The 24,858-nt window shown below is 70.2% G+C and carries 21 protein-coding genes, 1 tRNA gene and 1 riboswitch; of the genes, 15 read left to right on the top strand and 7 right to left on the bottom strand.

Annotated elements, in window-relative coordinates; all coding sequences use genetic code 11:
• Positions 1–54: 54 nt before the first annotated feature.
• The 11 genes from ACFYWI_RS24915 (at position 55) to ACFYWI_RS24965 (ending at position 12,208) form a co-directional block, all read left to right on the top strand.
• Positions 55–705 carry a SurA N-terminal domain-containing protein gene (locus ACFYWI_RS24915; RefSeq protein WP_389236531.1) on the top strand — a complete coding sequence of 217 codons (651 nt, stop codon included), beginning with the start codon at positions 55–57 and terminating at the stop codon, positions 703–705.
• A 19-nt stretch (positions 706–724) separates the two neighbouring features.
• Positions 725–1,717, top strand: a complete 993-nt coding sequence (locus ACFYWI_RS24920) for a nucleoside triphosphate pyrophosphohydrolase (RefSeq protein WP_389236533.1) — start codon at positions 725–727, stop codon at positions 1,715–1,717.
• Positions 1,718–1,758: 41 nt separating this feature from the next.
• Positions 1,759–2,997, top strand: a complete 1,239-nt coding sequence (locus ACFYWI_RS24925; RefSeq protein ID WP_389236535.1) for a cytochrome P450 — start codon at positions 1,759–1,761, stop codon at positions 2,995–2,997.
• Between the two features lie 147 nt (positions 2,998–3,144).
• Positions 3,145–4,080 carry a transglycosylase family protein gene (locus ACFYWI_RS24930; RefSeq protein ID WP_389236537.1) on the top strand — a complete coding sequence of 312 codons (936 nt, stop codon included), beginning with the start codon at positions 3,145–3,147 and terminating at the stop codon, positions 4,078–4,080.
• 265 nt (positions 4,081–4,345) lie between these two features.
• A riboswitch (cyclic di-AMP (ydaO/yuaA leader) is annotated at positions 4,346–4,516 on the top strand.
• Positions 4,517–4,519: 3 nt separating this feature from the next.
• Positions 4,520–5,167, top strand: a complete 648-nt coding sequence (locus ACFYWI_RS24935) for a transglycosylase family protein (RefSeq protein ID WP_389236539.1) — start codon at positions 4,520–4,522, stop codon at positions 5,165–5,167.
• A gap of 334 nt (positions 5,168–5,501) precedes the next feature.
• A complete protein-coding gene (gene eno, locus ACFYWI_RS24940) occupies positions 5,502–6,788 on the top strand; it encodes a phosphopyruvate hydratase (protein ID WP_389236541.1) in 1,287 nt (428 codons plus the stop codon).
• Between the two features lie 134 nt (positions 6,789–6,922).
• On the top strand, positions 6,923–7,396 hold the full coding sequence (locus ACFYWI_RS24945) for a septum formation initiator family protein (protein WP_389236543.1): 474 nt from the start codon (positions 6,923–6,925) through the stop codon (positions 7,394–7,396).
• A gap of 56 nt (positions 7,397–7,452) precedes the next feature.
• On the top strand, positions 7,453–7,992 hold the full coding sequence (locus tag ACFYWI_RS24950; RefSeq protein WP_389236545.1) for a DUF501 domain-containing protein: 540 nt from the start codon (positions 7,453–7,455) through the stop codon (positions 7,990–7,992).
• Positions 7,989–8,915 carry an exopolyphosphatase gene (locus tag ACFYWI_RS24955; protein WP_389236547.1) on the top strand — a complete coding sequence of 309 codons (927 nt, stop codon included), beginning with the start codon at positions 7,989–7,991 and terminating at the stop codon, positions 8,913–8,915. The genes ACFYWI_RS24950 and ACFYWI_RS24955 overlap by 4 nt, the downstream gene beginning before the upstream one ends.
• Positions 8,916–9,279: 364 nt before the next feature.
• Positions 9,280–10,665, top strand: a complete 1,386-nt coding sequence (locus ACFYWI_RS24960) for an NAD(P)/FAD-dependent oxidoreductase (RefSeq protein WP_389236549.1) — start codon at positions 9,280–9,282, stop codon at positions 10,663–10,665.
• 247 nt (positions 10,666–10,912) lie between these two features.
• On the top strand, positions 10,913–12,208 hold the full coding sequence (locus tag ACFYWI_RS24965) for a class I SAM-dependent methyltransferase (RefSeq protein ID WP_389236551.1): 1,296 nt from the start codon (positions 10,913–10,915) through the stop codon (positions 12,206–12,208).
• Between the two features lie 143 nt (positions 12,209–12,351).
• On the opposite strand, the gene ACFYWI_RS24970 is transcribed toward ACFYWI_RS24965, so the two are convergent.
• Positions 12,352–14,892 carry an ABC transporter permease gene (locus tag ACFYWI_RS24970; protein ID WP_389236553.1) on the bottom strand — a complete coding sequence of 847 codons (2,541 nt, stop codon included), beginning with the start codon at positions 14,890–14,892 and terminating at the stop codon, positions 12,352–12,354.
• Positions 14,893–15,099: 207 nt separating this feature from the next.
• Positions 15,100–15,909, bottom strand: a complete 810-nt coding sequence (locus tag ACFYWI_RS24975; RefSeq protein ID WP_389236555.1) for an ABC transporter ATP-binding protein — start codon at positions 15,907–15,909, stop codon at positions 15,100–15,102.
• A 333-nt stretch (positions 15,910–16,242) separates the two neighbouring features.
• Here ACFYWI_RS24975 and ACFYWI_RS24980 point away from each other — a divergent pair.
• Positions 16,243–16,325, top strand: a tRNA-Leu gene (locus tag ACFYWI_RS24980).
• Between the two features lie 210 nt (positions 16,326–16,535).
• Positions 16,536–17,408, top strand: coding sequence for a Bax inhibitor-1/YccA family protein (locus tag ACFYWI_RS24985; protein WP_389236557.1), 873 nt, complete (start codon positions 16,536–16,538; stop codon positions 17,406–17,408).
• A gap of 95 nt (positions 17,409–17,503) precedes the next feature.
• Here the strand turns inward: ACFYWI_RS24985 and ACFYWI_RS24990 are convergent, their stop codons facing one another.
• Entirely contained in the window at positions 17,504–17,734 is a 231-nt protein-coding gene (locus tag ACFYWI_RS24990; protein WP_389236696.1) for a DUF4287 domain-containing protein, read from the bottom strand.
• 98 nt (positions 17,735–17,832) lie between these two features.
• On the opposite strand from ACFYWI_RS24990, the gene ACFYWI_RS24995 reads away from it, so the two are divergent.
• Positions 17,833–18,159 carry a hypothetical protein gene (locus ACFYWI_RS24995; RefSeq protein WP_389236559.1) on the top strand — a complete coding sequence of 109 codons (327 nt, stop codon included), beginning with the start codon at positions 17,833–17,835 and terminating at the stop codon, positions 18,157–18,159.
• A 163-nt stretch (positions 18,160–18,322) separates the two neighbouring features.
• Here ACFYWI_RS24995 and ACFYWI_RS25000 read toward each other — a convergent pair whose 3' ends face one another.
• The 3 genes from ACFYWI_RS25000 to ACFYWI_RS25010 all read right to left on the bottom strand — a co-directional run bounded on the left by ACFYWI_RS25000 (position 18,323) and on the right by ACFYWI_RS25010 (position 21,924).
• A complete protein-coding gene (locus ACFYWI_RS25000) occupies positions 18,323–19,171 on the bottom strand; it encodes a hypothetical protein (RefSeq protein WP_389236698.1) in 849 nt (282 codons plus the stop codon).
• Positions 19,172–19,534: 363 nt separating this feature from the next.
• Entirely contained in the window at positions 19,535–20,755 is a 1,221-nt protein-coding gene (locus ACFYWI_RS25005; RefSeq protein WP_389236561.1) for an acetyl-CoA C-acetyltransferase, read from the bottom strand.
• Positions 20,756–20,868: 113 nt separating this feature from the next.
• Complete coding sequence (locus ACFYWI_RS25010; RefSeq protein WP_389236700.1) at positions 20,869–21,924, bottom strand: SGNH/GDSL hydrolase family protein; 1,056 nt, start codon at positions 21,922–21,924, stop codon at positions 20,869–20,871.
• 169 nt (positions 21,925–22,093) lie between these two features.
• Here ACFYWI_RS25010 and ACFYWI_RS25015 point away from each other — a divergent pair, with 169 nt between their 5' ends.
• Positions 22,094–23,485, top strand: coding sequence for a cystathionine beta-synthase (locus ACFYWI_RS25015; RefSeq protein ID WP_389236563.1), 1,392 nt, complete (start codon positions 22,094–22,096; stop codon positions 23,483–23,485).
• Positions 23,486–23,979: 494 nt separating this feature from the next.
• Here ACFYWI_RS25015 and ACFYWI_RS25020 read toward each other — a convergent pair whose 3' ends face one another.
• Positions 23,980–24,837, bottom strand: coding sequence for a helix-turn-helix transcriptional regulator (locus tag ACFYWI_RS25020; RefSeq protein ID WP_389236565.1), 858 nt, complete (start codon positions 24,835–24,837; stop codon positions 23,980–23,982).
• Positions 24,838–24,858 lie beyond the last annotated feature (21 nt).

The following is a 24,858-nucleotide window of genomic DNA, read 5'->3' on the forward strand; positions in this document are numbered from 1 at the left end:
ATCGATCACCGCAGGACTTTGTGCACTGCCGCACAAACTCATCGGGAGGCTCCGTTGCACCGCCGTCGTCGCACCGCGCTCACCGTCTCCGCCGCATTCGTCTCCGCCGCGCCCCTCCTCGCCGCCTGTGGCAGCGAGGCGCACCCGGGGGCCGCCGCCGTCGTCGGGGGGAAGCGGATCGAGGTGTCCACCGTCCAGGCGGAGGTCGAGGACGTGCGCGCCGCGCAGCAGGCCTCCCCGCAGGCCGCGCAGCTGATCAAGGACAGCGGTCAGCTCGGCCGCGCCAAGCTCTACGACCTCATCGTCGGCCGGGTCGTACAGCGCGCCGCCGACGACGCCGGGGTGAAGGCCAGCCGCAAGGAGGTCCAGGACGCCCGGGCCGTCCTGGTGGAACAGTCCGGCGGCCAGAAGCAGCTCGCCGCCATGTATCTGCAGCAGCGCGGCATCGCCCCGGACCAGCTCGACGACGTGGTGCGCCGCGACGTCCTGGTGAGCAAGATCGCCGCCGTGCTGGGCGCGACGAGCAGCCCCGAGGGCCAGCAGAAGATGAACGACGTCTTCACCGCCGCCGCCAAGGCGCTGCACATCGACGTCAATCCGCGCTACGGCGCCTGGGACGATCAGAAGCTCGAGCTCGGCACCTACAAGGCTCCCTGGATCACCCAGGTCAGCAAGGTGCCGGAACCCGTCGAGGCCGGTGCGTGAGCCGAGGTAGGTTCGACGGGTGACCGAAGTGCCCCCCATCGACCCCGCTGAACGGACCGATCCCGCAGCCCCGGGCCGTATCGTCCTGCTCACCGCCAGCCACCGCGTCGCGCCCGGACTGCTGTCGTGGCCCGCGTGGCAGACGCTGCACGCCGCCGACCAGGTGCTCTGTGCCGACGACGAGCATCCGCAACTGCCGTATCTGCGCGAGGCCGGTATCACCGTCGAGCAGGCCGCGCCCACCGCGCAGGAGCTCGTCGACGCCTGCGCCGGGGGCCGTACGGTCGTCAACGTGACCGTCGGCGAGGGCGACCGCACCCTGACCGACGGCCTGGCCCGCCTCGCCGGATCCGGCCGGGTGCAGATGCCGGACCTGGAACTGCTGCCCGGCTCGTACGATCTGCCCGGCGCGCGGCTGCTCGATCTCGTCCAGGTCATGGACCGGATCAGGGCCGAGTGCCCCTGGTCCTCGCAGCAGACCCACAAGGGGCTCGCCAAGTACGGCATCGAGGAGGCGTACGAACTCGTCGAGGCCATCGAGGACGGCGACCGCGCCGAGCTGCGCGAGGAGCTGGGGGATGTACTCCTCCAGGTCGTCTTCCACGCGCGCATCGCCGAGGAGGACACCGAGGAGCCGTTCTCGGTCGACGACGTCGCGGGAACCATCGTCGCGAAGCTGATCCACCGGCACCCCCATGTCTTCGGCGACGAGACCGCCGAGACCGCCGAGGACGTCAAGGCGCACTGGCTGCGCACCAAGGCGATCGAGAAGCAGCGCGAGTCGGTCACGGACGGCGTCCCGCTCGGCCAGCCGGGCCTGGCCCTCGCGGCGAAGCTCGGCTCCCGGGTGCGTACGGCCGGCCTCGACGTGCCGCTGCCCGCCGGGGCCGGCATCGGCTACGAGCTCCTGGCCCTGGCCGTACGGGCGGAAGCGGACGGCACCGACCCGGAGGCCGCCCTGCGCGCCGCAGCCCGCGCGTACCGGGACGCCATCCTGGCGGCAGAGGGCTAGCGCCCGGCACGCGGCCTCCCGGCGCCGGATAACGTCATGGGGTGAACGACGCATCCGCCGCCCCCGAACTCTTCACCTGGGAGTTCGCGACCGACCCGTACCCGGCCTACGCCTGGCTGCGCGAGCACGCCCCCGTGCACCGGACCGCGCTCCCCAGCGGGGTCGAGGCCTGGCTGGTGACCCGGTACGCGGATGCCCGGCAGGCGCTGGCGGACCAGCGGCTGTCCAAGAACCCGGCGCACCACGACGAGCCGGCGCACGCCAAGGGGAAGACGGGCATCCCCGGCGAGCGCAAGGCCGAGCTGATGACGCATCTGCTGAACATCGACCCGCCCGACCACACCAGGCTGCGCCGCCTCGTCTCCAAGGCGTTCACTCCGCGCCGGGTCGCCGAGTTCGCGCCGCGTGTGCAGGAGCTGACCGACCGGCTCATCGACGGCTTCGCAGAGAAGGGGGAGGCCGACCTCATCCATGAGTTCGCCTTCCCTCTGCCCATCTACGCCATCTGCGACATGCTCGGCGTACCCCGCGAGGACCAGGACGACTTCCGCGACTGGGCGGGCATGATGATCCGGCACGGCGGCGGCCCGCGTGGCGGAGTGGCCCGTTCGGTGAAGAAAATGCGGGGATATCTCGCCGAGTTGATCCACCGGAAACGGGAGGAACCGGGCGAAGACCTGATCTCCGGGCTCATCAAGGCGTCGGACCACGGCGAGCACCTCACCGAGAACGAGGCCGCGGCGATGGCCTTCATCCTCCTCTTCGCCGGCTTCGAGACCACCGTCAATCTCATTGGCAACGGTGTGTACGCGCTGCTGCGCAATCCTGTTCAGCGCGAGCGGCTGCAGCGCTCCCTGGATGCGGGCGAGAGCGAGCTGCTGGCGACCGGCGTCGAGGAACTGCTGCGCTACGACGGGCCGGTGGAGCTCGCGACCTGGCGGTTCGCCACCGAGCCGCTCACCATCGGCGGGCAGCCGATCGCGGCGGGCGACCCGGTCCTGGTCGTACTCGCCGCCGCCGACCGTGATCCGGAGCGCTTCGACGACCCGGACACCCTCGACCTCGCCCGGCGGGACAACCCGCATCTGGGGTACGGGCACGGCATCCACTACTGCCTCGGCGCCCCGCTGGCCCGGCTGGAGGGGCAGACCGCGCTTGCCACGCTGCTCAGGAGAATGCCGGACTTGCGGCTTGCGGGGGATCCGGCCGATTTGCGATGGCGTGGGGGGCTCATTATGCGTGGATTGCGCACTCTGCCCGTTGAGTTCACTGCCTCATAGAACTGACGGAGCGTCAATTCTGTGACTTTCACGTGATCTCCGCTGCATCGACTTGTGACTTACATTCGAATGCCGCTACCTTCACCGTCGACTCAGCAGGCACCTGCAGACACGGCAGTAATCAGTAGTCACGCGAAAGGCAACCGCATGCGCTCCGGGAACGGACGGCACCGCCGACCCCGTCAGGCTCCGGCCCTCATCGTCGCGGCGGGGGTGACCGGATCGGCCATCGCGATCCCGCTGCTCGGCGCCGGCGCCGCCTCCGCGGCCGACGCGACCACATGGGACCGCGTCGCCGAGTGCGAGACCGGTGGCATGTGGAGCGCCGACCTCGGCAACGGGTACTACGGCGGACTGCAGTTCACGCAGGAGACCTGGGAGGACTTCGGCGGCACGGCGTACGCGCCGAGCGCCGATCTCGCCAGCCGCTCCCAGCAGATAGCCGTCGCCGAGAAGGTGCTCGAAGCGCAGGGCCCCGCGGCGTGGCCCATGTGCGGCGCGCTCGCGGGGCTGACGGGCGACGACGCCGCGACCGGTGTCGATCCGGGCGTGGATCTGGGAGACGTGGCGACGCCGAAGTCGAGCGCTCCGGCCGCGTCGAAGGCTCCCGAAAGCAAGGCACCGAGCGGCGCTGCGGACGGTCCGGAGCCGTCCGGGTCTCCCAGTGCGGCGGACGAGTCCGATGCGGCCGGGAAGGCGGACACGCCCCTGTATGTTCCCGGGACCCCGGAACCCAGGGACAGCGACGCATCCGGGTTCGACTCGTCCGACGGCGCGACGAGCGGCACCGGCAAGCATCGCGGCGAACCCGCGACGAATGATGACGAAACGGTCAATGCGGACAGTGGGCGTGAAAATGGCCGCCACGCGTCGCGAGGTGACGGTTCGCCACGTGCGGGTGCGGACGCGAGCGCCGATCCCGGCGCGTACACCGTCCAGCCCGGCGACAACCTGTCGGTCATCGCCGACGAGCGTGAAGTGCCCGGCGGCTGGAATGCGATCTACGAAGCCAACGAGGAGACCGTCGGTTCGGACCCGGATCTCATCCTCCCCGGTCAGAACCTTGATCTCGACCTGAAGTAGCGGCAGTTCACGGTCTTATGTCCGTTCTGTGCAAGTGAGACAAGGGTCTCTTTGCTGCAACTGGCGCAAATTACCTGCCAGATCCAGCCATGTCGCCCCCGACCTGCGAAAACGGGACTTTCCCGCCGTCCGGATTGGGTGGTTTTCTCCCCGATGTTCACTCTTTGAACATCGGGGAGAGCTGTGTCTACGGTCTGACCGCTCGCCATTGCGGGCTCCGTCGACCGTCACGCCGAATCCTGCCGTCGGTCGGGGGGAACAGTCGTCGCTCACAGCGCCGAAGGCAGGAGCGGGGGACCCAAGGTAAGTGCCGGGACCGGACGTTGAGAGAGACGGACGGAACCGGCTTGGGGTGAAGCCGCGCGCCAGAACGCGCGGCCGGGCACTCACGGCCCGAACCCGACAGCTCACCTCGCAGGCGTCGGTGAGGAGATGTCCCATGCTGCGCTCCACCCAGGCCAAGCACCGCCGCCCGTCCAAGGCCGCCCGTCTCGCCGCGCTCGTAGGCGTCACCGGTGCCGCCATCGCCGTCCCCGTGCTCGGCGCCACCTCCGCCTCCGCCGCGACCACTTCCGAGTGGGACACCGTCGCCCAGTGCGAGTCCGGCGGCAACTGGTCCATCAACACCGGCAACGGTTACTACGGCGGCCTGCAGTTCTCCGCCTCCACGTGGGCCTCCTACGGCGGCACCGCCTACGCCGCGACCGCCGACCAGGCGTCGAAGTCGCAGCAGATCGAGATCGCCGAGAAGGTCCTCGCGGGCCAGGGCAAGGGCGCGTGGCCGCACTGCGGCGTGGGCCTGTCCAACGCCGCCAACGACGGCGCCGCCGAGGCCCCCAAGCCCGCCCCCGAGCGCGCCGAGGCCCCGGTCACCCGCTCCGAGCGTGCCGCTGCCCCGGCGAAGAAGGCCCCCGAGCCCGTCAAGAAGGGCGACGGCGAGTACAAGGTCAAGGCCGGCGACACCCTGAGCACCATCGCCGAGGCCGAGAAGGTCGAGGGCGGCTGGAAGAAGCTGTTCGACCTGAACAAGGACATCATCGAGGACGCCAACGTGATCCACCCGGGCCAGCAGCTCCACCTGAGCTGACGTTCCGGGGACTCGTGCAGTCCCTCCCGACGGGCTCCCGAAGCCCGGTGGACCCGGCGGACCACCGGCCCGAGGTATCCCGTCCCCCGGTCGCCCCGGTCCGGCGCGCATACCCCCGTACGCGCCGGGCCGGGGCCTTTCCCTTACGGGACCGAGTGCGGCGCGGGCAGGTTACTGGCGGGTAGATCGGCACACTTTGTCCAGTAACCACGGTCTTGATGCCCTTTTTCGTCCCAGGGTGCGGGCATCGGGCAGTCGGCGCCCCGGAGGCGGTTAGGCTCTTGCCGCAAGGCCAATGAGACCCTGCACTACCAGCGTCACATCCCAGAAGGAGATGCTCGTGCCGTCCATCGACGTCGTCGTAGCCCGGGAAATCCTGGACTCCCGAGGCAACCCCACGGTCGAGGTCGAGGTTGGCCTCGACGACGGCAGCACGGGTCGTGCTGCAGTCCCGTCCGGCGCCTCCACCGGTGCGTTCGAGGCCCTCGAGCTTCGCGACGGTGACCCCAACCGTTACCAGGGCAAGGGCGTCGAGAAGGCCGTCCTCGCCGTCATCGAGCAGATCGGCCCGGAGCTCGTCGGCTACGACGCCACCGAGCAGCGGCTGATCGACCAGGCGATGTTCGACCTGGATGCCACCCCGGACAAGTCCTCGCTCGGCGCCAACGCGATCCTCGGCGTCTCGCTCGCCGTGGCCCACGCCGCCTCCGAGGCCTCCGACCTCCCGCTGTTCCGCTACCTCGGCGGGCCGAACGCGCACCTGCTGCCCGTTCCGATGATGAACATCCTGAACGGCGGCTCGCACGCCGACTCCAACGTGGACATCCAGGAGTTCATGATCGCCCCGATCGGCGCGGAGTCCTTCTCCGAGGCCCTGCGCTGGGGCACCGAGGTCTACCACACCCTCAAGAAGGTCCTGAAGCAGAAGGGCCTGTCCACCGGCCTCGGTGACGAGGGCGGCTTCGCCCCGAACCTCGAGTCCAACCGCGCCGCCCTGGACCTGATCCTCGAGGCCATCAAGGAAGCCGGCTACGCCCCCGGCAAGGACATCGCGCTCGCGCTCGACGTCGCCGCGTCCGAGTTCTACAAGGACGGTTCGTACGAGTTCGAGGGCAAGTCCCGCTCGGCCGCCGAGATGACCGAGTACTACGCGGAGCTCGTCGCCGCCTACCCGCTGGTCTCCATCGAGGACCCGCTGTTCGAGGACGACTGGGCCGGCTGGAAGGCCATCACCGACAAGCTCGGCGCCAAGGTGCAGCTCGTCGGCGACGACCTGTTCGTCACCAACCCGGAGCGCCTGGCCCGCGGCATCGAGGACGGCGCCGCCAACGCGCTGCTCGTCAAGGTCAACCAGATCGGCTCGCTGACCGAGACCCTGGACGCCGTGGAGCTCGCCCAGCGCAACGGGTTCAAGTGCATGATGTCCCACCGCTCCGGTGAGACCGAGGACGTCACCATCGCCGACCTGGCCGTCGCCACCAACTGCGGCCAGATCAAGACCGGCGCCCCGGCGCGCTCGGAGCGTGTGGCCAAGTACAACCAGCTGCTGCGTATCGAGGAGATCCTCGACGACGCCGCGGTGTACGCGGGCCGCAGCGCGTTCCCGCGCTTCAAGGACTGATCACCGGCCCGGCCACCGGCGGACCAGGCCGGTGAGCCGCCTGATCACCCGCTGACGCCCTGGCGTCCGTACGTCCCCGGCCGCGGTCCCGTACCGTGTCCGGGGACGTACGCGTGTGAAGGGGAGGCGAGACCATGGCGCGCAGGCCGGAGGCGGACCGGTTCTCCACCGCGACCAGGCTGCGGTTGCTCGGCGAGCAGACCGCCGCCCGTGTCTACCGGTCGCAGAGCCGCCGCCAGGCCCGCCGCTCCCGCCTCACCGGGCGGGCCGCCTTTCTCGCCCTGGTCGTCTGCTCGTTGGTCGTCGCGCTCGCCTATCCGATGCGCCAGTACGTCTCCCAGCGCGCCGAGATCGCCGAGCAGAAGCGCCGGATGGCCGAGGCCCGCGAGCGCGTCGAGCAGCTCCGCGACGAGAAGGCGCGCCTCCAGGACGACATGTACATCCAGCGCCTCGCGCGCGAGCATCTGCACTATGTGCTCCCGCGGGAGACCGGCTACATCATGATCGACCCCAGGGCCGCCGAGGAGCGCAGGGCGGACGACGAAGCGGCCGACCAGCCCTGGTACTCGAACGTCTGGAACGGCGTGGACAACGCCGACCGCGACTGACGAACCGAAGAAGCACAGAACCGAAGCAGCGAACCGAAGCAGCGAACAAGGCAGGCATGGAAACCCCTCCTCCCACCACCGACCACACCGAGCCCACCGACGAGGACATCGCCGCGTTCAAGGAGCAGCTCGGCCGGCCGCCGCGCGGCCTGCGCGCGATCGCGCACCGCTGCCCGTGCGGTCAGCCGGATGTCGTCGAGACCGCCCCGCGGCTTCCCGACGGGACCCCGTTCCCGACGCTGTACTACCTGACCTGCCCGCGGGCCGCGTCCGCGATCGGCACGCTCGAGGCGAACGGCGTCATGAAGGAGATGACCGAGCGCCTGGCGACCGACTCGGAGCTGGCCGCGGCCTACCGCGCCGCGCACGAGGACTACATCGCGCGCCGGGATGCCATCGAGGTGCTCGAGGGGTTCCCCAGCGCGGGCGGTATGCCCGACCGGGTCAAGTGCCTGCACGTGCTCGTGGGTCACTCGCTCGCGGCCGGGCCCGGGGTGAACCCGCTGGGCGACGAGGCGATCGCGATGCTGCCGGAGTGGTGGCGCAAGGGCCCGTGCGTGAGCGGCTGCGCGGCCGAGGAGGAGGACAAGAAGTGACGCGGGTCGCGGCCATCGACTGTGGCACCAACTCCATCCGCCTGCTCGTCGCCGACGCCGACCCCGACACCGGGGAGATCGTCGACCTCGACCGCCGAATGATCATCGTCCGGCTCGGCCAGGGAGTGGACCGCACCGGCCGGCTCGCCCCCGAGGCGCTGGAGCGGACCTTCGCGGCCTGCCGCGAGTACGCCGCCGTGATCAAGGAACTCGGTGCCGGGAGGATCCGGTTCGTGGCCACCTCGGCCTCGCGCGACGCCGAGAACCGTGACGACTTCGTGCGGGGTGTCCTCGACATCCTGGGCGTCGAGCCCGAGGTGATCACCGGTGACCAGGAGGCCGAGTTCTCCTTCACCGGTGCCACCAAGGAACTGATGGGCAGGTCCGATCTGGCCACGCCGTATCTGGTGGTCGACATCGGCGGCGGCTCCACCGAGTTCGTGGTCGGCGAGGAGCATGTGCAGGCCGCCAGGTCCGTGGACATCGGCTGCGTACGGATGACAGAGCGGCACGCTCTCGGGGATCCGGTCACGCCGGAGCAGATCGCCGCCGTCCGTGCCGACGTCGAAGCCGCGCTCGACGTCGTGGAGCGGACCGTGCCGATCCTGGAGGCGCACACCCTGGTCGGCCTCGCGGGTTCGGTGACCACCGTGGCCGGGATCGCGCTGGGGCTCGAGGAGTACGACTCGGCCGCCATCCACCACTCGCGGATCTCCTACGAGCAGGTCGAGGAGGTCACCGCCATGCTCCTGAACTCCACGCACGACGAGCGTGCCGGGATCGGCGTCATGCACCCCGGGCGGGTCGATGTGATCGCCGCCGGGGCGCTCGTACTGCTCACGATCATGCAGCGGACCGGGGCCCGCGAGGTGGTCGTCAGCGAGCACGACATCCTCGACGGGATCGCCTGGAGCCTGGCTTAGAGCCGCTCTGGCGACGTCCGGCGCCACTCTCGCGAGAAAGTTCGTGAAGTTCTTCACAAGGAAAAGCGTCCTGAGGGGTCGGAGGAGGCCTTGAACGCCCCTTCGTGCCTCTCAGTTGGGCCCGCAGGTGCACATTTGAAGGTGTTCGGGGCCCGTCGCCCATCGAGGCCAAGGGGCGTGGTCCACCTGCGGTCGGTCCTTAGGGGCCAGCTCACGAGGGGTGGACACCACTCCCCTGTACACGGTGGTTCCCCCTGGCGCCATGACCTCGGTCACGTGGGCGGCGGAGTGTAGCAGAGCCGCGTCGATACCTTGTGAAGGGGCTCACGAGCACCCCCTCCGAGGGGGGTGGATACTCGATGGCATGAGCACCACGGAGCGTCCCAGGATCCTCGTTGTAGGCGGTGGGTACGTAGGTTTGTACGCGGCACGTCGCATCCTGAAGAAGATGCGCTACGGCGAGGCGACCGTCACGGTCGTCGACCCGCGCTCGTACATGACGTACCAGCCCTTCCTCCCCGAAGCTGCCGCAGGCAGCATCTCGCCTCGGCATGTCGTCGTCCCGCTGCGACGCGTGCTGCCCAAGGCTGAGGTTCTCACCGGTCGGGTCACGACCATCGATCAGGACCGGAAGGTCGCCACGATCTCTCCGTTGGTCGGCGAGGCGTACGAACTGCCTTTCGACTACCTGGTGATCGCTCTCGGCGCCGTCTCCCGCACCTTCCCGATCCCCGGCCTCGCCGAGCAGGGAATCGGTATGAAGGGCATCGAGGAGGCCATCGGGCTGCGCAACCACGTTCTCGAGCAGCTGGACAAGGCCGACTCGACGACGAACGAGGAGGTCCGCCGCAAGGCGCTGACCTTCGTCTTCGTCGGCGGCGGCTTCGCCGGCGCGGAGACCATCGGTGAGGTCGAGGACTTGGCGCGGGACGCCGCCAAGTACTACAAGAGCGTCAAGCGCGAGGACATGCGGTTCATCCTCGTCGACGCCGCCGACAAGATCCTTCCCGAGGTCGGCCCGAAGCTGGGCAAGTACGGCAAGGAGCACCTCGAGGCCCGCGGCGTCGAGATCTACCTGTCCACCTCGATGGACTCCTGCGTCGACGGCCACGTGGTGCTGAAGAACGGCCTCGAGGTCGACTCCAACACCATCGTGTGGACCGCCGGTGTGAAGCCGAACCCGGCGCTGGCCCGCTTCGGCCTGCCGCTCGGCCCCCGCGGCCACGTGGACTGCAACGAGAAGCTGCAGGTCCAGGGCACGGACTACATCTGGGCCGCGGGCGACAACGCCCAGGTCCCGGACGTCGCCGCCCGCAAGGCCGGTGTCGAGAACGCCTGGTGCCCGCCGAACGCCCAGCACGCGCTGCGCCAGTCCAAGGTCCTCGGCGACAACGTCATCTCCGGGATGCGCGGCTTCCCGCAGGCGGCCTACGAGCACGCCAACAAGGGTGCGGTCGCCGGCCTCGGCCTGCACAAGGGCGTCGCGATGATCGTCATGGGCAAGGTGAAGATCAAGCTCAAGGGCCGTCTCGCCTGGTACATGCACCGTGGCTACCACGGCATGGCGATGCCGACCTGGAACCGCAAGATCCGGGTCTTCGCCGACTGGACGCTGGCGATGTTCCTCAAGCGCGAGGTCGTCTCCCTCGGTGCGATGGAGACGCCGCGCGAGGAGTTCTACGAGGCTGCCAAGCCGGCCCCGGCCGTCGCCGCGGCCAAGCAGGAGGCCGAGAAGGCCAAGGCTTCCTAGCCCGTACGGAGCACGGAGCACAGCTCCGAAGGGGCCGCCCGCCATCCGTGGTGCGGGCGGCCCCTTCGGCGTTCCCGGAACCGCGACCAGGTCGTTAGGTGTGCGGAACAGACATTTTGCCTGTGCGTTGCGTAGTGTGGGGAAGTACACACAGTGGTCGCATAGTTGGTGAAGGTGTACCGCGCCTCCCGCCAGGGCGGGGAGGCCCGGGCGTTTTCGTGGGAACCACGTCACGGAGGTGTGCGCCATGGCCGACATCGCGCTGCGGCTGACCGCTCTTGCCAAGGAGCTGCTGGGAGCCCCCTTCCCGGTCCGCGTCCGGGCCTGGGACGGCAGCGAGTCCGGGCCGCCGGACACTCCCGTACTCGTCGTGCGTCACCGGCGTGCGCTGCGCCGGCTGCTGTGGCGGCCGGGCGAGCTGGGGCTCGCCCGTGCCTGGGTCGCCGGGGAGATCGACGTGGACGGCGACCTGTACGCCGCGCTCGAGCTGCTCGCCGGGTTCCTCTGGGAACGCGGCCCCGATACCGATACCGCAGCCGTCCATCCGCTGCTGGATCCGCGGATGCGGACCGCCGCCCGCGGACTGCTGCAACTCGGCGGGGCACTGCCGCCGCCCGCCCCGCCCGCCGAGGAGGTGCGCCGCCGCACCGGCCCGCTGCACACCAAACGGCGCGACAAGGAAGCCATCAGCCACCACTACGACGTCGGCAACGACTTCTACGAGCTGGTGCTCGGGCCGTCCATGGTCTACTCGTGCGCCTACTGGGACGACGCGGGCACCCTCGAGGACGCCCAGCGCGACAAGCTCGACCTCGTCTGCCGCAAACTCGCCCTGGCGCAGGGCGACCGGCTCCTCGACGTCGGATGCGGCTGGGGCTCCATGGCGATCCACGCGGCGCGTGAACACGGAGCCCAGGTCACCGGCGTCACCCTCTCCCGGGAGCAGGCCACGTACGCCCGCAAGCGCATCGCCGAGGAGGGGCTGACCGACCGGATCGAGATCCGGGTCCAGGACTACCGGGATGTCATGGACGGCCCCTACGACGCCATTTCGTCCATCGGGATGGCCGAACACGTCGGCGAGGTCCGCTACCGTGAGTACGCCGACAAGCTGCTGACCCTGCTGAGGCCCGGCGGGCGGCTGCTCAACCACCAGATCGCGCGTCGCCCGGAGCAGGACGAATCGGCCTACGAGGTCGACGAGTTCATCGACCGTTACGTCTTCCCCGACGGCGAGCTCGCGCCGCTCGGCCGCACGGTCACCACCCTGGAGGCGGCGGGCTTCGAGGTCCGCGACGTCGAGGCGATCCGCGAGCACTACGCTCGCACCCTGCGCGTATGGGTGGCGAACCTGGAGGCCGACTGGCCCCGGGCCGTCCGGCTCACCTCACCGGGCCGCGCGCGTGTCTGGCGGCTGTACATGGCCGCGTGCGCGCTGGCCTTCGAGCGCAACAGAATCGGCGTCAACCAGATCCTGGCGGTGAAAACCCCGCCCAACGGCGTGTCGGGCGTCCCGCTGCGGGCCCGGGCCTGGCACGGCTGACACGGTCACGGGGGCTCCGCCCCCGGACCCCCGCGCCTCAAAACGCCGGCGGGCACGGCCAAGGCCGTACCCGCATCGGACCTGGCCCGCGGGCCCGACGGGGTCGGGGCGCGGGCCAGGCAGGGACGGAGGCGGGCTCGTGGCTACTCCGTCTTGATCGCCGTCAGCATGTTCAGCCTCGCCGCGCTCCGCGCCGGCCACATCGCCGCCAGGACGCCGACCACCCCGGCCAGCAGCAGGAACAGGCCGATCCGGTCCCACGGCAGCACCAGCGCGTAACCAGGGACCCCCGAGCGGAACGTCTCTCCGAGCGCCCAGGCCAGGAACGTGCCCAGGCCGATGCCGATCAACGCGCCGAAGACCGAGATCACCACGGCCTCCAGACGGATCATCCGCTTGACCTTGCCGCGGTCCAGGCCGATGGCCCGCAGCATGCCGATCTCCTGCTGGCGTTCGAAGACGGACATGGCCAGGGTGTTGATGACGCCGAGCACCGCGATGAGCAGGGCCATCGCCAGCAGCCCGTACATGATGTTCAGCGCGGTGTTGATGAAGCCGCCGAACATGTTCCGGATGTCCTGCTGGTCCATGATGCTCATCGCCGGGTTGTCGCCCAGCGCATCCACCAGCGCCTGTTCGTTCGCCCCGGTGGCGCCGCCGTCCATCTTCACCCAGATCTCGGGGATGTACGGCTTGGCCTCGTACGGTGCCACGACATCGGTGGCGATGAGCACCGGCGACAGGAACTCGTTGCCCTGGTAGATCGCGCCGACCGTGACCTTCCCGGTCTTGGCCGCCTTGCCGTCGCCGAACTTCGCGGGCAGCGTGTCACCGGTCTTCCAGCCGTTCGACTTCGCGGTCTTCTCGTCGACCGCGATCCGGCCCTTGCCGAGCGAACCGAGCGAGCCGGAGACCACCTTGAGGTCGAAGACCTTCTCGACCGCGCCGGGGGTCACGGCCGACGCCGAGTGCCACTCGTTCTTGATCTCCAGTGAGGTGGACTGCTGCGGGGAGACCGCACTGACGCCCTTCGCGTTCTGGAGCGCGGTGAGCGCCGACGTGTCGAGCCCGCCGCCGCTGGCCATCGAGACCATGTAGTCGGCCCGGATGTGGTCCGTGGTCATCTTGTCCACGGCGCGGCCCATCGTCGCGCCGAGCACCGACAGTCCGGTGACCAGGGTGAGGCCGATCGCCAGCGCGGACGCGGTGGCGCCGGTGCGGCGCGGGTTGCGGACCGCGTTCTGCCCGGCGAGCTTGCCGGAGACGCCGAACACCCGGTGCAGCAGCGGCCGCGCCAGCGCGATCACCGGCCGGGACAGCAGCGGGATCAGCACGATGACGCCGATCAGGCTCAGGAAGGCCCCGCCGCCGATGAGCAGTCGGCCGGTCTCCTTGCCGACCCCCGCACCGCCCACTATGCCTGCCGCGCCGAGCAGGGTGATGATCCCGCCGATGGTGTTGCGCACCACGAGGGACTTGGTGGTCGCCACCGCGTGCGCACTGCCCATCGCCGCCACCGGGGCGATTTTCGCGGCCCGGCGGGCGGGCAGCCACGCGGCCAGTACGGTGATCAGCACACCGACGCCGAACGCGGCGGCGATCGCGGTGGGCGAGATGATCAGCGGACCCGCGGGCACCTTCGCGCCGAACATGCTCATCGCGGACCGCAGTCCGGTCGCGAGACCGAGACCGAGGACGAAGCCGACCACCGAGGCGACCGCTCCGACGACCAGCGCCTCGAGGATCACCGAGCGCTTGACCTGGCGGCGCGAGGCGCCGACGGCGCGCAGCAGCGCCAGTTCCCTGGTCCGCTGGGCGACCAGCATGGTGAAGGTGTTGCCGATCAGGAAGACACCGACGAACAGTGCGATGGCCGCGAAGGCGAGCAGCATCGTGTTGAGGTTGGACAGGCCGTCCTCGATGGTGCGGGCCTGCTCCTCCGCGAGCTCCTTGCCGGTCTGCGCCTGGGAGTCCTCGGGCAGCAGCGGCTGCACGGCGTCCAGGATCTTCTGGTCCGACGCACCGGGCTTCGCGGTGATGGTGACGTCCTTGAAGTACCCGGGTTCCAGGTACAGCTTCTGGGCGACCGCGGTGTCGAACAGCACCAGGCTGCCGCCCGCGTTGACCGCGCCGTCCTCCGTGGTGAAGACACCCGAGAGGGTGTACTCCCTCACCGGGCCGTTGGTGGCGACCCGTACGGTGTCGCCGACGCGGTACTCGCCCTTGGACGCCGAGTCCGTGTCGAGCGCGATCTGGCCGGCCTGCGCGGGACCCGAGCCGTCGGTGAAGGTGTACGCGGCATCCTTGCCGTCCCTGCCGGGGGCGAAGTTGGCGCCGGTGTTGGACCAGCCGTTGCCGATCAACTTGCCGTTCTGGTCGGCGACCCCGGCGAAGCCGGAGACCCGCCCGGTGGCCTCGGCCACTCCGTCCAGGCCCCGGATCCTGTCCAGGGTCCTGTTGTCGATGCCGGCGTCCTTGTGGCCGTCGGTCCGGTCGGCGTAGGTGGTGACGGCGACCGCGACGTTGTCGTAGCTCTTGGCGGACTGCTTGCGGTAGGCGTTGCCGAGGGTGTCGGTGAAGACCAGGGTGCCGGAGACGAAGGCCACGCCGAGCATCACGGCGAGCACGGTCATCAGCAGCCTGGCCTTGTGCGCGAGCACATTGCGCAGGGCGGTACGGAACATGAGGTGTCCTGGGAGTGGGCGCCGGCGCATGCGGCGGCGAGCCCCGGCGGGCTCGGCCGTGGTGGCCGGACGGTGGGTGAAGAGGTCTGGGGGAGGGCGCGCGCGTCTCCGAGGGCGGCAGCGCAAGCGCCGGCCGCGACGGCACCGCCCGCTCCGGGTGCCCGCCCGGAGCGGGGGGCGACCCGGCGGCCGGAGGGCCGGGGAGCGTCAGCTGGTACGGCCCTTGGCGTCGAAGTCCTTCATCCGGTCGAGGACGCCGTCGGCGCTCGGGCTCAGCATCTCGTCGACGATCCGGCCGTCCGCCAGGAAGATCACCCGGTCGGCGTAGGAGGCGGCCACCGGGTCGTGCGTGACCATCACGACCGTCTGGCCGAGTTCGCGTACGGAGTTGCGCAGGAAGCCCAGCACCTCGGCGCCCGAGCGCGAGTCGAGGTTTCCGGTCGGCTCGTCACCGAAGATGATTTCGGGCCGCGAGGCGAGCGCCCGGGCGACGGCGACACGCTGCTGCTGGCCGCCGGAGAGCTGGGTCGGACGGTGGCTGAGCCGGTCCCTGAGGCCCACCATGTCGATGACCTGGCGCAGCCACTCCTGGTCGGGCTTACGGCCCGCGATGTCCATGGGGAGCGTGATGTTCTCCTGCGCCGTCAGCGTCGGCAGCAGGTTGAAGGCCTGGAAGATGAAGCCGATCTTGTCCCGGCGCAGCTGGGTGAGCTGCTTGTCCTTGAGGCTGCCGAGCTCGGTCTCGCCGATGCGTACGGACCCGGAGCTGAAGCTGTCGAGGCCGGCGACGCAGTGCATCAGTGTCGACTTGCCGGAGCCGGAGGGGCCCATGATGGCGGTGAACTCGGCCCGGCGGAAGTCGACGCTGACCCGGTCGAGCGCGACCACCTTGGTCTCGCCCTGTCCGTACACCTTGGACAGATCCGTGGCGCGGGCTGCCACTGCGGTGGCGCGGTGAGCGGTGGTGGTGGTCACGAGATGGGCTCCTGTCGCGGTCTGCTGCGGGGACCACCCCATCGTGTCGGCCGCTCGGCCGCGGATCGTCAGTCCCCGTGCCCGTTCCCGGGGCCCCCTCGGGTCGCACCGCAGAGCTCGCCCGTCCTCCTTTGGTATGACGGCGCCCCCGAGGACGGATGAGGGGGCGCCGTAGATCCAGGGAGGCATTTTTCCGTCATTCCCGGAGGGGCGCGGCAGGGAGCGCGGACCGGGCGGGGCGGGTACGAATACCCTCTTACCTGGCCTGACGCACCCTCAAGCACCAATAAAATCAGACAACTTCGGGCCATCGCTCCACATGGCGGAGCGATCTACCCGGATAGGCTCGGGTGCCAACGCGGAGGCGCGGACCACGCCCGGATGGTGGAACGCAGACACGGCGAGCTTAAACCTCGCTGCCCCTCGGGGGCGTGCCGGTTCGAGTCCGGCTCCGGGCACATCGAGGACGTCCTCTCCGGCCCGGTGGTCCGCCAGTCACCGGCCCGGTGGGCCACCACGACAGCCCTGGCGGGTCATCGGCGCCGGACCGGAGGATCACCCGTCCGGTCACGATCCCGGAAAGATCCTCCCCGAGCACTAGAGTGTTCCTTTTGCTTGCGCATTACTCTTGACTCCAAGGCCGCGCTGGGTGGCCATGGAGGAGTGAGATGAGGAGCAGCAACCCGGTCTTCTCGCGACGGGGGTTCAGCCGCGACAACGGCTACGCGGGCTTCAACGCGCAGCAGCCGCAGGCCGGGGGCCCCGCCGTAGGAACCAACCCTTACGCACAGGGGGCGGGCAACCCGTACGCCACCAACCCTTACGCCCCGGCGGGCACGCAGTACGGCGCTCCGGCGCCGGCTCGTACGGACGCGATGACGATGGACGACGTCGTCTCGCGCACCGCCATGACCCTGGGCACCGTGGTCGTCGGCGCCGTCCTCGCGTGGACGGTCCTCCCGGTGTCCTCCACCAGCTACGGCCTGGCGATCGGCGCGGCCCTGGTGGCCTTCGTCCTCGCGATCATCCAGTCCTTCAAGCGGACCCCGGTGCCGGCTCTGATCTTCGGCTACGCGGCCTTCGAGGGCATCTTCCTCGGCGTGATCAGCGAGATGTTCAACGCTCGCTGGGACGGCGCGCCGTTCCAGGCGGTGCTCGGCACCATGGCGGTCACGGGCGCGACGCTGTTCATGTACAAGGCCCGCTGGATCCGGGTCACCGCCCGGTACGCCCGCATCGGTATGACCATCGCGATCGCCTTCATCGTTGTGATGGCCGTCAACCTCCTGCTGGTGGTCTTCGGCGTCGCCGAGGACGGCGGTCTGCGCAGCATGGGTCCGCTCGGCGCCATCGTCGGCATCCTGGCGATCCTGATCGGCTGCTTCTTCCTGACCCTCAACTTCAAGGAGATCGAGGACGGCATCGCCTACGGCGCGCCGCGCGAGGAGTCCTGGCTCGCGGCCTTCGGTCTGACCGTGACGCTGGTGTGGATCTACCTGGAGATGCTGCGCCTGGTTGCGATCTTCAGCGGCGACGACTAGCCGTCGCCGCGCGCCCCGGCGCGCGGACACACGCCGAAGGGCCCGCAGGCAGTGCCTGCGGGCCCTTCGGCCTTGTTGCCGGTACGGGCCGGGCGCTAAAGCAGTTTGCGTGCGGCGCGCCTCAGGTCGTACTCATGGATGATCGCTTTCGCATGGCCGTACGCGAGGTTGTGTTCGCTGCGTAGCCAGCTGACCTTCTCCTCGAAGCGGAAGAGGGATGGGCCTTCCTCGACGGTGCGCAACCAGTCGGTGATTTCACGACCGGTGCAGTGAGGGATTCGGGAGAGCAGATTTCGGTGGGTCTCTTCGGAGAAGACTTGGGACATCGGCGCCTCCGGACGCATTGCGCGTGTGCTCTTCACGCCACCGTGCCTGAGCGTTCGCGTATTGGCAACAGTCAGGTCGGGGCGCGTAGGGTCGCGGCGTGCTTGATACGACCGATTTGACCGTCGCCGTGGACCGTTTCGCCGACCGGCTGCGCGCCGCTCCACAGAGCAGGCTGCAGCGTGGCGCGGCGGCCGAAGGATTGGCGTTGGCCAGGGATTTGGCGGTGCGTGCCCAGCGGATCGAGGAGCCCGGGGGCGAGCCGCGGATCATGCCGGAGGCGGGACCGTTCGCGGTCGCGGATCAACTGACGGTGGCGGGTCGGGATTTGGCCGAGGCCTTGCGGTCGGCGCCGACCGGCGCTGTGGCACAACTGGACGAGGCCGTGGATCTGGTGCGCGCGGCTCAGGGACGGGCCGCCCTGTAGCAGGCCGCACCGGGCCGGGAGTACGGGCGCCGGGCCCGGAGGGGCCCGGGCGGGGCCGGGAGCGGGCCCCGGGCGGATCCGGAGGGGCCGGGAGCGTCCTGGGGTGCACCGAGGCGCGAGGAGGCGCGCAGGAGGCGTGTGGCGCGGATGTGCGCCGTGGCCGTCAGTGGGACGCGATCACGCGGTCCGCGAGGATGTAGACGCTCTCGTCGCCGCAGGAGAAGGTCAGGGAGTACGCACCGGAGACGCCCGAACCGCCCAGCAGCACCGGGGTGCGGCCCGCGCGCAGCGCGTCGGCGAGCCGCTCCGCGGTCTCACGGTGACCGGGGGTCATACAGAGCGTGGTGCCGTCGGCGAAGACGTACACGTCCAGCGTGCCGAGCGGGCCGGGCCGGACGTCCGCGAGCTCGGTGGCCGTCTCGGCGAGCTCCTCGAGGCGCGCCACCGTGCGCTCATGGTCGGTGACGACCGGCGTCTGGACGGGGACGAAATCGGGGTGCGAGGGGTGGCGGCGGCGAGCGGCGGCCAGCTCGGGGGAATCCTCGGCGAACTCCGTCACCTCGGGAAGGTCGGCCACGTCGTCCAGCGCCTCGACGGCGTCCAGGTCCATGGACTCCAGGCCCACGAAGTCGGCCTGGCGCGGGACGTAGAACGGCGGAAGCTCGTCGCTGGTGCCGGACAGACCGCCGAGCAGCGCGGCGGTGCTCCCGCCGCCGAAGCGGTGCGAGGCGTCGGAGGCGTCGCGGGCCTCCTGCGCTGCCCAGAAGGCGCGCGCCTCGGCCAGCTCGCGCTCGCGCTCCTCGGCGAGCGCGTCGGCGACGGCGGCGCGTATCTCCGCGGTGTCGCTGCTGCGGGCATGAGGGACGGATGCCTTGCGGCTGCCGGGCCCGTAGGACGTGGCGAGCTCGGCACGCAGGGCGGAGACCTGCTTACGGAGCCCGTGCACGGCGTGCAGGGCAGCGGCGCCCACGGCCGTAGCGGCGGCCGTGGTCAGCAGCAGGGCAAGAGACATGGCGCTCACTGACGTACTCCCGGTTTCAATCGATCCCCCCGACTTCCTACATCAGCTTGCGGGGGGCCCGCGCGTTCTGTCAGTGCGTAACGTCACGAAATGGACATGAGTTCCTGTCCCGGGTTTAACCACGAAACGCTCTGAGCTGGGAAAAGGGCTCTCCCCCAGGGCGTAGGTCACATCCTGGGGGAGATTCAGTCACGAACTGAGATCTGGCTGAAACAAAAACCGCGTCGACTCGTGCCGGATCAGCTCAGCCGCTCGCTCTGTTGGTCACGCTACCGCTGCGGGCAGGTGCCGCCTTCGCCGGCAGGCGGCACCGCACCCGGGCAGTGCCAGGCGACTTCTACCCTCCGCTTCAGCTCAGCTCAGCCGCTCGATGACCATCGCCATGCCCTGGCCGCCGCCCACGCACATGGTCTCCAGGCCGAACTGCTTGTCGTGGAACTGGAGGCTGTTGATCAGCGTGCCGGCGATCCGGGCGCCGGTCATGCCGAAGGGGTGGCCGACGGCGATGGCGCCGCCGTTGACGTTCACCTTGTCGAGGTCGATGCCGAGCTCACGGTAGGACGGGATGACCTGCGCCGCGAAGGCCTCGTTGATCTCGACCAGGTCGATGTCGCCGACGCCGAGCCCGGCGCGCTTCAGCGCCTGCTTGGACGCCTCGACGGGGCCGAGGCCCATGATCTCGGGGGACAGGCCGGAGACGCCGGTGGAGACGATCCGGGCGAGCGGGGTCAGGCCGAGCTCGCGGGCCTTGGTGTCGGACATGATCACCAGGGCGGCGGCGCCGTCGTTGAGCGGGCAGCAGTTGCCGGCGGTGACCAGGCCGTCGGGGCGGAAGACGGGCTTGAGGCCCTGGACGCCCTCGAGCGTGACGCCCGCGCGGGGGCCGTCGTCCTTGCTCACCACGGTCCCGTCCGGGGTGGTGACCGGGGTGATCTCGCGCTCCCAGAAGCCGTTCTTGATGGCTTCCTCGGCGAGGTTCTGCGACCGTACGCCGAACTCGTCCATGTCCTCGCGGGTGATGCCCTTGAGGCGCGCCAGGTTCTCGGCGGTCTGGCCCATCGAGATGTACGCGTCCGGGACCAGGCCGTCCTCGCGCGGGTCGTGCCAGGTCGAGCCCTCGGACTCGGCGACGGCCGCGGTGCGGGCCTCGGCCTCGGCGAAGAACGGGTTGTGGGTGTCCGGCAGGGTGTCGGAGTTGCCCTTCGCGAAGCTGGACACCATCTCGACACCCGCCGAGATGAAGACGTCGCCCTCGCCCGCCTTGATGGCGTGCAGCGCCATGCGGGAGGTCTGCAGCGACGAGGAACAGTAGCGGGTGACGGTGCAGCCGGGGAGGTGGTCCATCCCCATCCGCACGGAGACGATACGGCCGAGGTTGTGGCCCTGATCGCCGCCGGGGAGGCCGCAGCCGAGCATCAGGTCGTCGATGTCCCTGGGGTCCAGCTCGGGGACCTTGGCCAGGGCGGCCTGGATGATCGTGGCGGTCAGGTCGTCGGGGCGCAGGTCCTTCAGGGACCCCTTGAAGGCCCGGCCGATGGGTGAACGGGCGGCAGAGACGATCACGGCTTCGGGCATCACGGCTCCAGGAGGGGGATGAGGCAGGACTGTCTGGGAAGTTACCCGTACGTACTCCGCGGGTCACCGTGCGAGTCGTGTGATGCGGGCCTCTTTTCTAAGCGGGCGCTTGCTCAGTTGGGTGTCACCGAGCCACGGGCAGGTGGTTGCTCCGGCTGTTCGGAGGCCGCCTCCACGGCGGACTCGACGGCCTCGGCCGCCGTCGCCTCGGCCGCTGCCTCTGCCGCGGGCAGCCGGCGCCGCCGCCGGTGCTTGAGCAGTGCCCACGGTGCGCGGGCGCCCGTGACCTCGGTGCCCGCCTCCGCCGCGGCCGTAGCCGCGGCCCGCGCGACCGGCAGCATGTCCTCGTGACGGTCGACGTCCAGGGCGTCGCTCTCCGGCCACAGCCCGAGAACCGCGCACAAGGTGGGCAGCATGGCCATCGCCGCCGTCGCGTACCCCTCCGCCGACGGGTGGTAGTTGTCCACACCGAACATCTCGCGCGGATTCGCCGCGAACTCCGGGCCCAGCAGGTCGCCCAGCGAGACCGTACGCCCGCCCTGCTCCACGACCACGATCGTCTGGGCCGCCGCCAGCTGCCGGCTCACCCGGCGGGCCAGCCAGCGCAACGGCTGGTACACAGGCTCGATCGTGCCGAGGTCCGGACAGGTGCCGACGATCACCTCCGCCCCCGCCGTACGCAGCCTGCGCACCGCCGAGGCCAGATACCGCACCGACTGGGTGGGTGGCATCCGATGGGTGACATCGTTCGCGCCGATCATGATCACGCAGACGTCCGGCGTGCGGGTACGGTCCGCCAGCAGCAGCGTGACCTGGCGTTCCAGATCGTCCGACTGGGCGCCCGGCAGGGCGATGTTGCGCACCGCGACCGGCCTCTCGGCGACCGCCGCGAGGCCGGACGCCAAAAGCGCCCCCGGGGTCTGCCCCGCCCGGCGCACCCCTTGGCCCGCGGCCGTCGAATCGCCCAGCACCGCCAGATACAGCGGATCGCTGCGGCCGAAGGCCATCCCGTACAGCCCGTCTCCCCGTGGAGGGATGGGAGCGCTGCCCCCGCCGACCGACCGTTTCGCCAGCTGGACCTCCGCCAGCACCAGCCCCACGGCGGCGGCGCCGAGCAGGCCGATACTGCCCCCGCCGTATGCCGCGCCCGCCGCGATGCGCCTGGCCACCCTCGCCCTCGACACAGTCCGAGCCACCTCCTCACAGCCCCGGCAGGCCGCAGCCCCGCGCCGGCCTCGTCGCCGTACAAGAGCTAACTGCCCCGTAGCTGCCGTCGCCCAATCCCACGCCCATCCGGCATACGCTGGCGACACCATTACGGAGACCCCGGAGAACATTGTGCGTATCCACAACTCGATGATCAGTCTCGTCGGCAATACCCCGCTGGTGAAGCTGAACAGCGTGACCGCAGGCATTCAGGCGACCGTCGTCGCCAAGATCGAGTACTTCAATCCCGGCGGGTCGGTGAAGGACCGGATCGCCCTGCGGATGATCGAGGCGGCCGAGCAGAGCGGCGCGCTCGAGCCCGGCGGCACGATTGTCGAGCCCACCAGCGGCAACACCGGCGTCGGACTTGCGATCGTGGCCCAGCAGAAGGGCTACAAGTGCATCTTCGTCTGCCCGGACAAGGTGTCCACGGACAAGATCAATGTGTTGCGTGCCTACGGCGCCGAGGTCGTCGTCTGCCCCACGGCCGTCGACCCCGAGCACCCGGACTCGTACTACAACGTCTCCGACCGCCTGGTGCGCGAGACGCCGGGCGCGTGGAAGCCCGACCAGTACTCCAACCCCAACAATCCGCGCTCGCACTACGAGACCACCGGTCCGGAGCTGTGGGAGCAGACCGAGGGACGCATCACCCACTTCGTCGCGGGCGTCGGCACCGGCGGCACGATCTCCGGCACCGGCCGCTATCTCAAGGAGATCAGCGACGGCAAGGTCAAGGTCATCGGCGCCGACCCGGAGGGCTCCGTCTACTCCGGCGGCTCCGGCCGTCCCTACCTCGTCGAAGGCGTCGGCGAGGACTTCTGGCCCTCCGCGTACGACGCGACGGTGACCGACGAGATCGTCGCCGTGTCCGACAAGGACTCCTTCCAGATGACCCGCCGCCTCGCCAAGGAGGAGGGCCTGCTCGTCGGCGGCTCCTGCGGCATGGCGGTCGTCGCCGCGCTGCGAGTCGCCGAGGGCCTCGGCCCCGACGACGTCGTGGTCGTGCTGCTCCCGGACAGCGGCCGTGGCTACCTCTCCAAGATCTTCAACGACGAGTGGATGGCCGACTACGGCTTCCTGGAGGGCGAAGGCCCGTCCGCGAGCGTCGCCGACGTGCTGCGCCACAAGGAGGGCGGCCGCATCCCCAGTCTGGTGCACATGCACCCGGAGGAGACGGTCGGCGAGGCCATCGAGGTGCTGCGCGAGTACGGCGTCTCCCAGATGCCGATCGTCAAGCCGGGCGCCGGTCACCCGGACGTGATGGCCGCCGAGGTCATCGGCTCGGTGGTCGAACGCGAGCTGCTGGACGCCCTGTTCACCCAGCGCGCCTCGCTGAACGACCCGCTCGAGAAGCACATGTCCGCGCCGCTGCCGCAGGTCGGCTCGGGCGAGCCGGTCGCCGACCTGATGTCGGTGCTCGGTGATGTCGCGGACGCGGCGATCGTGCTGGTCGAGGGCAAGCCGACCGGTGTGGTGAGCCGTCAGGACCTGCTGGCGTTCCTCGCCGGCGACGCCAAGTGACGCAGCACGAACAGGGTTTCGCGCAAACGGTACGCGCGCGACACGTTCGCGCAGCACCCGCTTAACACGCGTCCGGCACATTGGTGGATGTCGGCAGGGGAACCGGGCAGGGATCCCGGCCGACACCACAAACGGCGTCCAGGACTTCCGGAGCGGCTCCCGGACCTCTCGGACGCCACGGACGCGGAGACCGGCCCTGACCCGGTCCGTGTCCTTCGCGGGGACCGCCGTCGTCCCGCCCCCCGGTTCGCCGGGGGTGCGGCGGTCCCCGCCATATCCTTTTCGGCGCCCGGTTCTCCTCCGGGCGCCTGAGACGTCGTCGGCGGTCGACCGTGCTCGGCCGCTCGCGCGGCGGAGCCGCATATCGAAACCGCCCTCGCGGCCTCCGCGCTCCCCCCGGACTCCGTCCGGGGGACCCCACCCTTTCGACGGAGCCGCGCCCCTTCGGCTCATTCGCGGACCCGGGCATTGCCGGGTCCGACGGTGCCGCGCCCTCAGCCGCCGACCGACGTCGCGGCCCAACTGGCCAGGACCGCAAGGCGTTCCGCGGTCCTCGAGCCCGGTTCCGGGGTGTAGACCACCAGGAGCTTGTCCGGGTCGCCGGGTGGGGCGAGCGTCTCGTACGGGAGCGCCAGTTCGCCCACCACCGGGTGGATCATGCGCTTGACCCCGTGCGTCTTCTCCTTGACCTGGTGGTCCGCCCACAGCCGCCGGAAGTCCTCGCTCTTCACCGACAGCTCGCCCACCAGCGCGGTGAGCCGGCGGTCGTCGGGATGCCGGCCCGCGGACAGCCGCAGGTACGCGACCATCTCCGCGGCCACCGCCTCCCACTCCGGGTACATCTCCCGCGCGGCCGGATCGAAGAACACCTGGCGGGGGATGCTGCGTTGGGCAGGGGGCATGCGGGAGTAGGTGATGACGGCGTCGCCCAGCGCGTTCCAGGCGAGCACATCCAGGCGCCGGCCGAAGACATAGGCGGGCGCGGCGGCGATCGTGTCGAGGAGCAGCCGCAGCCCCGGGCGTACCCGCTCGAACGGTGCGTCGGGTCCGGGCTTCCTCGGGCGGGCCACGTCCCGCAGATGCGCGTGTTCCGTCTCGTCCAGGCGCAGCACGCGAGCGATCGCGTCCAGCACGGCGTCCGAGACTCCCCCGGACTTCGTCCGCGAGGAGCCCCCAGCGCCGCGGCCCTGTTCGAGGCGGATGTAGTAGTCCACGCTGACCCCCGCCAGCTGGGCGACCTCCTCGCGGCGCAGGCCGGGCACCCGACGTCTGCCGTAAGGGGTGAGGCCGACCTCCTCGGGCTGGATACGGGCACGCCGTGAGCGAAGGAAGTCTCCGATGTCACCGTCCATGGGCTCGAGCGTAGGCCAGGC

The sequence above is a fragment of the Streptomyces sp. NPDC002889 genome (genome assembly GCF_042888425.1).
Classification (GTDB): Bacteria; Actinomycetota; Actinomycetes; order Streptomycetales; family Streptomycetaceae; genus Streptomyces.